Here is a 12,584-nt window from a genome sequence, read left to right as displayed (position 1 = left end):
GTACCGGATCGACCTGTTGGATAATGTGCTGATCGAGATCGTGGTGGACGACGAAGACGTCGAGGAGGTCATCGACATCATCTGTGAGCACGCGAAGACGGGCAGGCCCGGCGACGGTATGATCTTCGTCATCCCGCTCGAGGACGCCGTCCGCGCGCGCACCGGGGACCGCGGAAAGGACGCACTGTCGTAACGAACTTCTTCCCCTACGCCCCCTCATCATTCAGGGGCGTGGATTGGTCCGGAAAGTCCGACTGGTCGGATGCAGGCACTGCGGCTATTGCTCCCAGGTGGTGGACTGTCCCGTCGGTGATCCCCTGTGGAACCGTGAGGACTGCGTCGGATGCGGCGCGTGCGTCCCGGCCTGCCCGTACGGCGCCCGCAGGTTAGTCGAGGTCGAGGAAGGACCGATCACGGTACGGGTGGACGGGGAAGAAGTCGAGGTCGAATCCCGGTGGGTGGAAGGGGCCCTCCGGGAGATAGGACACGACGTCGACGCCCCGTGCGGCGTGGGAGGTTGCTACGCGTGCGCCGTCCGGCTCAACGGCGAGGTGGTTCCGGCCTGCAACTCCAAGCTCACCGAGGGTGACGAGGTCGAGACGGAGGACGTCGACGGAAAGATCCGGGTCGTCAGCGGTTTCCAGCCGCATCCCGTCGGCGGTGTGGGGACCCCGGTCGAGCTGAAGGACAAGCCGGGCTACGTCGAGGCGGCGTGCTTCGCGCACGGTTGTAACCTCAGGTGCCCTCAATGTCAGAACCACTCGATCGCCTTCGGGGCCGCGATGGGCGCGCGGATGCGGCCGGAGGAGGCGGCCCGACTGCTGGTCGGGACGGCCCGAGAGTACGGCGTGAACCGCGTCGCGATCTCCGGTGGGGAGCCGACGCTGAACCGCGAGTTCCTCGTGGAATTCGTCAGGAAGTGCCGTGAGTACGGCGGACCCGACCTCCGAGTGCACGTCGACACGAACGGTACGGTCCTCTCCCCCGACTACGTTGACGAGCTGGTCGAGGCGGGCATGACGGATATAGGGATCGACGTGAAGGGGTTCCGCCCCGAGACGTTCGCCGAGGTGGCCGGAATAGACGTGAAGGGGGCGGCCGAGTACGTAGATGGGGTGCTACGGATCCTGGAGTACCTGGCGGACGAATACCTGGAGGAAGTCTTCGTGGGTGTCGGGATACCGTACAACCCCGAGCTGGTCGACAAGGAGGAGGTCTTCGCGCTGACGGATTGGCTGTACGAGCACCTGGGAGAGGACGTCCAGGTGTGTTACCTGGACTATCGACCGGAGTTTCGGCGTAGAGACCTGCCACTCCCCAAGTACGAGGACATGGTCGAGCTGGAAGAGTACGCCAGATCTTTGGGTTTCCGTAGGGTGCACGCCCAGAAGGTCTCGGTGCGCCGGTGAAGGGATAACTTACCCCCGATGACGAAAGGGTAGGTTGCCGTCGACCACGAGGGATGCGGAGAGCCGTCCCGACCGGAGGGGGCTCTGAGTTGCCCGTTCATCCGATCGAGTCACGGTACGGATCGGACGAGCTCCGCCGGGTGTTCTCGGAAGAGAACAAAGTGGCGAAGATGCTCGAGGTTGAGGCGGCCCTGGTACGGGCGCTCTCCGAGGTGTTCGACTTCGTACCGGAGGAGGCCGCGGACGAGGTGGAACGCGTCGTCGAGGAGATCACCGGCGACGAGGAAGAGCTACGACGGTTCGTGGAACGCGTCAAGGAGATCGAGGCGGAGATCAAACACGACGTGATGGCCCTGGTGAAGGCGCTATCGGAGCGGTGCGAGGTTGGCGGGGACTACGTGCACCTGGGCGCTACCAGCAACGACGTGATAGACACCGCGCACGCGTTGGTACTGCGGGAAGCACTGTCGATAATCTACCGCAGGCTGCACCGTCTAGCGGAAGTGCTGGCGGAGAAGGCCGAGGAGTACGCCGACCTCCCGATGGTGGGTCGCACGCACGGTCAGCACGCGGTTCCCACGACGCTCGGTATGAAGTTCGCGATCTGGGCACGCGAGGTCGTGAGGCACCTGAAGCGACTCCGGGAGTGCGCGAACCGGGTACTGGTGGGGCAGCTGTCCGGTGCCGTCGGAACGATGGCGGCGCTGGGCGAGAAGGGTCCTGAGGTGCAGCGTCGGGTGATGGAACTGCTGAACCTCAGGCCGGTGACCGTGTCCAACCAGGTCATTCAGCGGGACCGCTACGCGGAGTTGATCGCACTGCTCGCGCTGATCGGCTCGACGCTGGATAAGATCGGCCGCGAGATCAGGAACCTCCAGCGGACGGAGATCCGGGAGGTCGAGGAACCGTTCGACCCCGAGAAGCAGGTCGGATCCTCGACGATGCCACACAAGCGGAATCCGATCCGTTCCGAGCGGGTGTGTAGCCTGGCGAGGGTACTGCGGTCAAACGTGCAGATAGCGCTCGAGAACGTGCCGCTCGAACACGAGCGGGACCTCACGAACTCCGCGAGCGAGCGGGTGATCCTCCCCGAACAGTTCCTGCTGCTGGACGAAATGCTGCGGCTGACGATCCACAACTTGGAGGGATTACGCGTTTACGAGGAGAACATACGGGAGAACCTGCGGCTGACGAAGGGGCTTAATATGGCGGAGGCACTGATGGTCGAACTGGTCAAGCGAGGAATAGGGCGACAGGAGGCGCACGAGCTCGTGAGACGGCTCGCGATGAGGGCTTGGGAGGAAGGACGTGACTTCGCGGAAGTAGTTAAGGAGGAAGAGCGCGTCCGTGAGCTGTTCGGAGAAGAAGAGTTAGATGAGGTGTTGGACCCCGAGAAGTACTTGGGCGTGGCTCCCGACCTGGCGCGTGAGGCCGCCGAGAAGACCCGACGCGACCTGGAGGAGATCGATCGCGAGATGAAGGAGGTGTTGGGTGTCGGTGCGGGATAAAGTCCGGGTCCTTCGGTGTGATTGCGCGCGCGTCCTCGAGGTGGAGGGCGTAGAAACCCCGGCTCCCTTCCTCATCCCCGAACGACTGTCCGTCGCCGTAGAGAACGTCCCCGAAGTGCGAGAACTCGTGAAGGAGCTCGAGGAACTGGCACGGCCGTACTCCGTACGACTCACGCCGGACGACCTGCCGTCCCCGTGGACGGACCCGGCCGAAGCCCTTTCGGACGGATCGATCACGGTGTACCGGCTCGAGTCGATCCCGGACGCTCGGGAGTTCGCGGAGGTAGTGAGCAAGATACGTCGGAGTGGCTCGGTCCGTGCCGTGACGGTGCGAGATCCCGAATGGATCCCCCTGCTGTTTTACCTCGGGTTCGACCTCTTCGACGCCGCACTGTGTCTACGTCTGACGCTGGAGGATCAACTGCTGTTGGACGACTTCTCGACCGAGACCGTGGAGACGGAGGACCGCGAAGAGCTGCTCAGGGAGAACTGGACTCAGCTACAGTTCTGCCTGCTGAGGCTCCGCGAAGCGATCCGTGAGGGCACTTTGAGGGAACTCGTCGAGTCCGTGGCCGCGAGGCACCCCAGGATCGCCGAAGTCCTACGGGTCTGCGACCGGGAACGTGCCGTCGCCCGATACGTGAACCTGAACCGGAACACCCAGATCGCCTGCGCTACCGACCTATCGTTCGACCGTCCGGAGGTCACCGAGTGGCTCCGTCGCGTTCGTCGGTACGAACCCCCGGATTGGGTGGAAGCGGTCGTCCTGCTCCCGTGCTCCGCCCGGAAACCCTACTCACGATCGCCCACGCACCGACGTATCATGCGAATAACGTGGAATTTCCCCGTGGATGAGATCATGATCACCAGCCCACTCGGTGCCGTGCCGAGGGCGCTGGAGAGGACGTTTCCCGCCGCCCACTACGACGTTCGAGTCACCGGGGAATGGAGTCGAGAGGAGATCGAGCGCTCGGCGGCGCTTATTGAGAAGATAGTGGGAGACCTCCCGATAGTGTGCCACGCCGCGGACGGTTACCGGAAAGTCGGAAAGGAGCTGGAAGAAAGAGGATACGATGTCGTTTACACGTGCCGCCCCGATGGGAACCCCGCCTCCAGGGGGGCGCTCGAGGAGCTCCGCCGGACCCTAGAGGATCTCACGAAGGGTGAGCCCGGGGATCTCCGTGAGCACGTACCCCGAGCCGTTTCGAGGTTTCAATTCGGTGTCGACGTGTTGGAGAACGTGGACTACCGATTCGACGGACAGCGCGTACTCATCGACGGGGAGAGGGCCTTTTCAGTCCCCCCGACCTCGGGTCTCTTGACCCTATCTCAGTTGGGTGCCGAACTTTGTGTGAGCTCCCGGGTACCGCCGATCCACGCCGAGGAGGGAACGAAAGCCGAGATGGTGGATGTTCCCGAAGACGTGCTCCCGGGATTCCATTGGCCGGTCGACTTGGGGGATGAGATCCGACCGTGTCGAGTGATCGCCCGACCCGAGGACGTTCCACCCGACACAACAGTGATCGAAACCAGATAACTACATGCCTTCATCCAGTCAAAGAATTAAGTACTAGATACCGTTTCCTCGCCGGGCGATGGGGCTACACCGGACGGGGGTGACTCCTATCACTGGGGTTATTACCTAAAGAAACCGAAAGGAAGGAAGCGTGGACCCAGCTCCAGGCCGACCACTCTATGGTGGAATTTCGGGGAAGCGGGATGTACAAACGACCCACTGTCACCGTAGTAACCGAGGCTACCTATCCCGTAGCTTTAGGTGGGGTCACCACCTGGGTCCAGCGCCTCATCAAGTATTCACCGGATGTCGTGTTCAACGTGTTATGCATGACGGGGCCGGAAAGAACCGAACCAGTCGTGGAAATTCCGGCAAACGTCCGGGATGTTGTAATTCAGGAGATCGTCCCGAAGGGGAACAAACTGCGCCGGTGGCTCGACAGGATAACTCCCACACACCGCCTCAGGTGGTCGACCGCAGCGAAAACGCTCCGGGCCACCTTCGAGAGGATGGTGGAAGGTGAACCACTTTCGGAGCCAATGCTGAAGGAGCTGTGGAAGGTTTCCAAGTCGCCCACGAGCGTACTCGCCAGCTCCACGATGTACGAGCTCGCACGATACGTTCACTACCTAGCCTCCCAGTACGAGGACAAGTGCGAGAATAACCCGTTCAGCGACGTGTTCTGGGTAGCCGTGAACATAGCATCCTTCGTGCTAGGGGCGGCCGCCGGCGCTAGACGACTACCGAACTGTGACGTCGCGCACGCCCAGAACTCGGGAGTATGCGGGTTCCTGTGCTCGGTCGCGAAGGCGGTACGGAATGTCCCCTTTATCATCACCGAGCACGGGATACTGCTTAGGGAGCTCGACACGCGACTGGAGGGGTACGGGAGGACGACACGCGAGCTTTTCAAGGAGTGCTTCCGCTCGATGATGCTCACGTCGTACGAGCAGTGCGAGGAGATAATAGAAATCTCGGACTACCACGCGGAGCTGGCCCTGGAGCAGGGAGCTCCTGAGGATAAAATCAAAGTCGTTTACTCGGGAATAGAGACCTGGAAGTACTCTCCCGGCGACCTGGAGAGGAAGTACAACGAGCCGGAAGTGCTCGAGGTCGGTACGATCACGAGGATCGAACGCGTCAAGGGTATCGACGTACTTATCGAGATCGCGGCCCGCACCGTCGAGCACATAGGCAATGTCGTGTTCCACGTGGTAGGCCCAGTGGAAGACGAGGCGTACTACGAGGAGTGCCGGAAACTCGTGAAGGAGTACGGCCTGGAAGACATCGTGAGGTTCCACGGTCCCTGCACTCCAGACGAGGTAGTCAAGTGGCTTCGTAGGTTCCACATCTTCCTCCTACCGAGCCGCTCGGAAGGACTGCCAATGGCACTCCTCGAGGCGATGAGCTGTGGATGCCCGGTAGTAGCCTCCGAGGTCGGCGCAGTGCCGTACATAGTCGACAGGAACTTCGGTCGCACCTTCCGATCCGAGGACGCGGACGAAGCCGCCAGGCACCTGGTACGCCTACTCTACGATCCCGAGTTAATGTTCGAGATGGCACATCATGCCACCAAACGCGCCAAACAGTACGATGTAATGCGCATGTGTCATGACTACTTCCGGGAGTACTGTAAATACGCCAGGGGTGACTGAATTGGGCGCAATATCTGACACATTAGTGGCGATAATCCGCTCAGTAGGTAGAGCCGCCAGTAACCCGGTCGTACTCATAAAAATCGTCTTAGGCGCTTCCCCTGTACTCGGAGTTATCTTCGTGCTGTCCACACTCATAGTCCTAGGATCGACGAAACTAGCTCCAGTGAGCCTCTCACTAATCGCAGCTGTCCTTACTTCCGCCCCCTTTCAAGTACTTGTTTCACGCGTAATTTTAGACACCTTATTTCTAGAAACGTTCATACCCATACCTGGAATCATAATATTATCGACAATTTTTTGTACCGTATGTTCGATTATTCTTTACAATGAATTAACTCAGCTGTTCAACATAAAAATATCACTAGCAACCACTATAGCGACCCCTATGGCCACATTAGCATACATGTTTACGGCCGCTCATTCCGCCGTTTCTTGGGCTCGTCCGGGATTAATCGCTCGTCGAGTAACGATGCCGTGGGCCCTTTTCGTAATTTCATTTATAGTCTCCCTAATGATCATAGAGGCGGACCAAGCGTATTTAGTAGCCTCCACTATACTGGTAGCTATGATGTTACTATCTTTCATAGATGTCATCCAAGGTGTGAATAGAATCTCTAAAATCTCCATATTCACGCGCGGCAATCTACTAATTAAAAGCCTGAAAGTAGCTATTGCAGCGTTCGCGGACTACTCGGTCATGATGATGTCCGCAATCGCGTATTACTTAGTAATGTTCTTCGATAAGTTCCTAGTTTGGTCTAAGTACGGGTTCCCGTACTTCCCACTGGACTCCCCGTCGTTCGTCGGCATGATGCCACTGTTCGCCGGCACCTTGGCGGCGATCAAGTTCTGGGACTCCGTGGAGGAGAAGCTCGACCTCCTGTACCGCGTGGACTGGGACGGAATGTACGCACTCCGAGAGTTCGTCATGAAGGCGTACTGGCGGAGCCTCGCCTGGACGCTCGTGCTCGCCGGCCTGATCACGGCTTTGATCATGCTCGCGATCGGCATCTCCGTGCATCGGACTCTGGGGTACATCTCACTGGCCGTGCTCGGCGCTCTGTCGTTCTTCGCGGGACTCGGAGCGGTGAAGCTGCCCAGGAAGTACGCGATACCGTTGCTGCTCACGGCCACCGGCGCGTTGTTCTTAAAAGTCCATGTCTCGAATATAAGCGTCCTGATGATGTATTTGATCGGAAGTTTACCGGGAGCCATTCTCGTCTACATTTACCCGCAGCTCCTCACCTTCCGTAGGGACCTCGAGGCACTGCTCGTCACATCCGCGGTACCAGCCACGGAGCTGCTGGTATGGAAGTACTTCGGGGAAAGCTTCCTCCCGATGGGTTACCTGACGGGGGCCATTCTGGCCGCCGGACTTTCCTTGATCTTCTCGATCAGGATGTACTGGAGGATCAGCAGGGAGGCTTACCGAGTAGTAGCCTACAACGCGTTCGTTTCGTACGTCACGGAAATACCGAGACGCTGGGGGTGATAACGGTGACCAAGGTCGCCGTCGAGGTGTACGGGTGTGCCGCCAACCACGACGACGGTAGACTGGTGAGGGAGCTGTTACGCCGAGAAGGTTTTGAGGTGGTCGAAGACGCTGAGAACGCGGACGTCGCCGTCCTCCTGACCTGCATCGTTCGGGACAGCGTGGACGCCCGAATGGTGAACAGGATGCGCGAGCTGGAGCGTGTGCCGACCGTCGTAGCCGGATGCTTCCCGGAAGCCTACCCGGAGCGCGCCCGCAAGCTCCGCCCGGACGCTGCTCTCGTAGGCCCCCGACACCTCGACCGCATACCGGAAGCCGTTCGAGCCGTGCTGCGCGGCGATCGAGTGGAGTTCCTGGGTGAACGTGAAGACATCGACTGGAAGGCCGACGCTCCCCGTGAGCTGCCTAACCTCGCCGCCATCGTACCGATCGCGGAGGGCTGTCCGAACAGATGCGCGTACTGCGCCGTGAAGCTCGCACGTGGGAACCTCCGCAGCTTTCCCCCGGAGCGCATCCTGCGGCGTGTGAAGCGGGAGCTGGAGCGCGGAGCCGTCGAGATTCACCTCACCGCACAGGACACCGCGACGTACGGACTGGACCGGGGGACGAACGTCGTCGAGCTGCTGGAGGACGTGGTCGATCTCTGCTCGCGCTACGGCGCCCGGGTTCGCCTGGGTATGTTCAACCCCGGTCACGCTTATCCCATCTCGGACGACCTCGCCGACCTCTTCGCTAGCCGAGACGACGTGCTGTACCGTTCCATCCACATGCCCGTGCAGAGCGGTGACGACGAGGTGCTGCGTCGTATGAACCGGAACTACACGGTCGAAGAGGCCTTGGAGGTGTACCGTGCCTTCGAGCGCCGACTCGGGTACTTCTCCTTCATCACGGACGTCATCGTGGGGTTCCCGGGGGAGACCGAGGAGGCCTTCCGTAACACCCTCAGGTTCCTGGAGAGGACCCGACCGCACATCCTGCACGCTTCCAGGTTCTGCCGACGCCCCGGGACTCCGGCGGCGCGGATGGAGGATCAGGTCCCGGAGGACGTGAAGCTACGGAGGAGCCGAATCCTTCACCGCAAGCGCCTCGAGTGGGCCGAGGAGGCGAACCGCGAGCTGATCGGAGAGACCGTAGAGGTGACGATGGTAATGGAGAAGTGGGGACGGGACGAGCACGCGAAGAAGACGGTGTTCCGGGGCGAAGTCCCGGAACCCGGCGAGCGGTTGGAGTGTCGTATCGTGGACGCGTCTCACGCACGACTCGTGGCGGAGGTATGAGGTCGGCGAGTACAGCCCTCTTCATCGCGAACGCTCCGTTCGCAACCGATCGTCATCCGATTCCGACCCGTGGTCGATCCGTGGCGGGTTGGTGTCCGGACGGCGCGCATTAAGTAGGTACGGTTCCAACGGGGTCCGATTTCAACGCCGGAGCGCTACGATCACGTCGTTCCCTCCTCCACCTTTCATACTCCCGACCAGCGCCTATACCACGCTCTTTACCAAGTCGCCTACGAACGGGTTGAGACCTAAGGGTTTCCCGTCGACGAGCACCGTGACGTCCTCCGGGGCGGCGCACCCGTCCGGGTTCTCCTCTCCCCGCGCCACCGCCCGCCTGAAATCACGACAGGATCCCGGACCGCACCTACCACAGTCGATGTCGGCCGTGTACTTCACCGCGTAACGTTCCACAGCGTCCGCAGGTGAGGTATCGATTTCCTCCGCGGGAACTGTGGGACCCTCCGTGTAGCCACCGAACCCCACCCTGACGCCGAGTTCACGGGACTTGAATCCCTCGACAAGTACGTAGTCGAGCCCCAACAGCGCGAGGAGTCCGAGAACAGCATCTATGTCCAAATCGAGAAACAGAACTGTTTCCTTTCTAGCTACACCCACCCGTACGTCCGCGGGAACGCGACCCGTGTCACGATCCTGAAGGTCTAGACCGTGTCCGCCTACCGACTTCACGTAGCCCACCCTGTAACCACGCCCGCGCAGCTCCTTGACGGCTTCCTCGCAGAACGACGTTTTACCGGAGTCCTTCGGCCCCACGACTTGGAGCACGCGCAGTGTGGATCCCCCAAACCGTGAGATGGAAGTCGGATCGGTGGTAAAGTTAAGGGGCGAAGGAGGGTGGGGGTAGCTCACCGGGTCCTCCACCGGAACGTGGCGCGATCTCCGTCCAGGTCCTCCTCCAGCTCTACCACATCCAAGCCCTCCCGACGAAGTCCCTCCAAGACGATCCCTTTAGTCACTATGCAGGCCGCCTTGCCGCGACACGTTCGCTCGTCCCAGCCGAGGCTCTCCAATACGCCCTCCAGCGTAACACTGTCCTCATCCAGCTCGAAACCGCCGATCAATCCGTACTCCACGGCGACGCTCAAAGCGTCCTCGAGGCCCTCTATCTCCCTGCCCTCCGCGATTTCGATAATCTTGATAATCTTAAGGAACTGCCTGCTAGCTTCCATGATTATCGGTTCCCACGATTCACCCAGGTGTCTCAGCGCAGCCGTCCTGAACGAGCTAAGTAACGCGAACGCCAGCTTCCTGTGTTTCGGCTGGGACTTGAGCTCTTCGGCGATGCTCTCACGCAGCTCCCCCATCCCCTCGCCCTCGCTCATTGTTGACCCCGGCACTCCCCGGCCGGAGGGGACGGATGTATTTTTCCAAGGAAAGGAAAAGTCAGTTCCGGTCCGGGGTAACGGCGTCCACCGGCGACAGCGGCTCACGGGGAGACGTAGCGTTGAAGGTTACGGTGGTGGTGTCGGACGAACCGCCACTGGATCCGGAGTTGCGGTCCGGTCCCGGTTTCGCCGCACTGGTGGAGGACGGGCGTCACCGAGTGCTCTTCGACACCGGACCCGACCCGGACCTCCTGCTACACAACCTCAAGGGGCTCGGCTACGAACCCGAGGATCTGACCGCGGTGGTCATCTCCCACAATCACTGGGATCACACCGGCGGGTTGCAGGCGGCGGAGTCGGAGGTGGCCAGGATCGTGACCCCGGAACGGATCGGGGTGAAGAACGAGCTCGTCCGAGAGGAGTGGTTGGGAATAGGTGACATGGTGCTCACGGACGTCCTCGAGGGACCACCACCGGAGCGAGCCCTGTACGCGAACGGACTCCTGATCACGGGATGCGCGCACCCCGGGATACACGAGTTCGTCGAGTGGTGCGTGAGGAGAGGGCTCGAAGTCCACACAGTGCTCGGCGGATTCCACCTGATGGGGGCGACCGAGATCGAGGTGGAGAAGGTGGCGGACCGTCTCGAGGAACTCGGAGTGAAGATCGCCGGTCCTTGTCACTGCTCCGGTGAGGTCGCGAAGCGCATGTTCCGACGACGCTTCGAGTTCCTGAACGTCGGTCCCGGGCTGGAGGTACGCGTGTGAGCGCGACATCCGGCGGTGGGTGGAAAAATGATTATCACCGTGATCACTTCAGACTCCGCGGGGCCAGCGTGAGGCTGGAGGACATTTTGCAGATGGTTGAGACGTGCAACCGCAAGATCGATCGTACGGCGTTCCTGATCGCGAGATCGGTGATCTGGGACCTCGAAGCGAACGGTGAGGTTAGGAAGCGAGCGGAACAGCTCGGACACGAGATCGTCAAGCGGATGGAGTTCTCGGACGTGGAGGACGCGTGCGAGTACTTGCAGGAGATAAGGTGCGGCGAGGTCCAAGTGGGCGTCCAGGAGGACGAAGCGGACGAGCTCGTCGCGGATATGGGCTACGATAACGTGGTCGTGTACGACTGCATCTCGTGTTGTGGAGCCCCGGAGATGGGTGAGACGCTGTGCGCACCTGGAGAGCGGCCTGATCCAGGGGATGATCGGCGCCATCGAAGGCCGGGAGTACTACGCGATCGAGTACGCATGTTGGGGGCTCGGTGACAGGCGCTGCGCCTTCGCCCTGGTACCCAAGGGAGACAAGGAGGGATGTCGGAAGGTCCAGGAGCTCGTACGGGAGCGGGTTCAGGGATGATACCCGGGCTCCTCTAACCCCGCGGTCTCCTCGAACCCGAACCTCACGTTCATGTTCTGAATCGCCTGACCGGACGCGCCCTTGGTGAGGTTGTCGATCGCCGACGCTACGACGACCCTGCCATCACCTACCGCGAAGACGCCCACGTCGCAGTAGTTGGTCCCACGGACGGCCCAGAGCCGCGGAGCCTCACCGACCTCGCAGACACGGATGAAAGGCTCACCGTCGTAGTATTCCACGTAAAGCTCCCGGAGCTCCTTCGGCTCGATCTCTACATCCCCTAGACCGTGGGCCGTGGTCTCGATACCCCGGACGAGCGGCGCCAGGTGCGGGGTGAAGTGAACCTCGACGTCGCCCAACTTCCCCAGCTCCTGCCGTATTTCGGGTAAGTGACGGTGATCCGTCGGGTTGTAGGGTGTCAGGTCCTCGGCGCACTCCGGGTGGTGGGTGACCTCCGAAGGCTTCGCACCGGCCCCGGAGGTACCGCTCTTGGAGTCGAAGATCACGACGTCGACGAGCCCTTCCTCGACTAGCGGTGCGGCGGCCAGGATAGCGCCTGTCGGGTAGCACCCCGGGTTGGCGATGAGGTCTGTGCGCCGTATCTCGTCCCGGTGTAGCTCGGGCAGCCCGTAAACGGCCTCGTCGTTCAGCTCCGGAGCCGCGTGTTCGACGCCGTACCACTCCTCGTAGACATCCACGTCGTCGAACCGGAAATCGGCGCTGAGATCGATCACCACGGCCCCTCCTTCCAGTAGATCCGGGACCAGCTCCATGGCGGCGGTGTGTGGGACGGCGGTGAATACGACGTCGCAGTCTTCGCCGATTTCAACGGGATCAGGGTCCGAGAACTCGAGGTCGGGGTAGTCACGCCGCAGGTTCGGGTGTACCTTCCAGACTGGCTTTCCCTCGAGCCTCCTGGAGGTCGCGTAGCGGACCTCTTCCACCTCCGGGTGTCGGGCGAGGAGTCTAAGGAGCTCGCCTCCGGTGTAACCTGATGCACCCACGATGCCGACCACGACCACG

Annotated in this window: 12 protein-coding genes; 9 read left to right on the top strand and 3 right to left on the bottom strand. The window is 61.2% G+C overall.

Going from position 1 to position 12,584, the window contains the following annotated elements:
- Positions 1-16 precede the first annotated feature (16 nt).
- From MK_RS05750 to MK_RS05725, 7 genes are all read left to right on the top strand, one after another.
- On the top strand, positions 17-193 hold the full coding sequence (locus MK_RS05750) for a P-II family nitrogen regulator (RefSeq protein WP_394296041.1): 177 nt from the start codon (positions 17-19) through the stop codon (positions 191-193).
- Positions 194-236: 43 nt separating this feature from the next.
- Entirely contained in the window at positions 237-1,409 is a 1,173-nt protein-coding gene (locus MK_RS05745; RefSeq protein WP_011019454.1) for a radical SAM protein, read from the top strand.
- A gap of 89 nt (positions 1,410-1,498) precedes the next feature.
- Positions 1,499-2,917 carry an adenylosuccinate lyase gene (gene purB / locus MK_RS05740; RefSeq protein ID WP_011019453.1) on the top strand — a complete coding sequence of 473 codons (1,419 nt, stop codon included), beginning with the start codon at positions 1,499-1,501 and terminating at the stop codon, positions 2,915-2,917.
- The gene (locus tag MK_RS05735) at positions 2,901-4,454 is read left to right on the top strand and encodes a DUF5591 domain-containing protein (RefSeq protein WP_011019452.1); all 1,554 of its coding nucleotides are present in this window, start codon (positions 2,901-2,903) and stop codon (positions 4,452-4,454) included. Before purB ends, MK_RS05735 begins: the two co-directional genes overlap by 17 nt.
- 182 nt (positions 4,455-4,636) lie before the next feature.
- Positions 4,637-6,088, top strand: coding sequence for a GT4 family glycosyltransferase PelF (gene pelF, locus MK_RS05730; RefSeq protein WP_148679695.1), 1,452 nt, complete (start codon positions 4,637-4,639; stop codon positions 6,086-6,088).
- 472 nt (positions 6,089-6,560) lie between these two features.
- Positions 6,561-7,583 carry a hypothetical protein gene (locus MK_RS09110; protein WP_158295958.1) on the top strand — a complete coding sequence of 341 codons (1,023 nt, stop codon included), beginning with the start codon at positions 6,561-6,563 and terminating at the stop codon, positions 7,581-7,583.
- A gap of 5 nt (positions 7,584-7,588) precedes the next feature.
- On the top strand, positions 7,589-8,860 hold the full coding sequence (locus tag MK_RS05725; protein ID WP_011019449.1) for a tRNA (N(6)-L-threonylcarbamoyladenosine(37)-C(2))-methylthiotransferase: 1,272 nt from the start codon (positions 7,589-7,591) through the stop codon (positions 8,858-8,860).
- A gap of 204 nt (positions 8,861-9,064) precedes the next feature.
- Here MK_RS05725 and MK_RS05720 read toward each other — a convergent pair whose 3' ends face one another.
- Both MK_RS05720 and MK_RS05715 read right to left on the bottom strand, forming a co-directional pair.
- Positions 9,065-9,643: a molybdopterin-guanine dinucleotide biosynthesis protein MobB gene (locus tag MK_RS05720; RefSeq protein ID WP_158295957.1), complete on the bottom strand. Its 579-nt coding sequence runs from the start codon at positions 9,641-9,643 to the stop codon at positions 9,065-9,067.
- Between the two features lie 80 nt (positions 9,644-9,723).
- The gene (locus tag MK_RS05715) at positions 9,724-10,182 is read right to left on the bottom strand and encodes a hypothetical protein (protein ID WP_158295956.1); all 459 of its coding nucleotides are present in this window, start codon (positions 10,180-10,182) and stop codon (positions 9,724-9,726) included.
- Between the two features lie 140 nt (positions 10,183-10,322).
- Here MK_RS05715 and MK_RS05710 point away from each other — a divergent pair, with 140 nt between their 5' ends.
- A complete protein-coding gene (locus tag MK_RS05710) occupies positions 10,323-10,970 on the top strand; it encodes an MBL fold metallo-hydrolase (RefSeq protein ID WP_158295955.1) in 648 nt (215 codons plus the stop codon).
- A gap of 68 nt (positions 10,971-11,038) precedes the next feature.
- Positions 11,039-11,470 (top strand): metabolic regulator, encoded by a 432-nt coding sequence (locus tag MK_RS05705; RefSeq protein ID WP_011019446.1) that lies wholly within the window; start codon positions 11,039-11,041, stop codon positions 11,468-11,470.
- Between the two features lie 81 nt (positions 11,471-11,551).
- Here MK_RS05705 and argC read toward each other — a convergent pair whose 3' ends face one another.
- The gene (gene argC / locus MK_RS05700) at positions 11,552-12,583 is read right to left on the bottom strand and encodes an N-acetyl-gamma-glutamyl-phosphate reductase (RefSeq protein ID WP_011019445.1); all 1,032 of its coding nucleotides are present in this window, start codon (positions 12,581-12,583) and stop codon (positions 11,552-11,554) included.
- Position 12,584: the final 1 nt, after the last annotated feature.

The organism is Methanopyrus kandleri AV19 (assembly GCF_000007185.1).
In the GTDB taxonomy this organism is placed as follows: Archaea; JAADCQ01; Methanopyri; order Methanopyrales; family Methanopyraceae; genus Methanopyrus; species Methanopyrus kandleri.
Note: the sequence above shows the minus strand (reverse complement) of the source record. Positions and strands in the feature narration are given on the sequence as shown.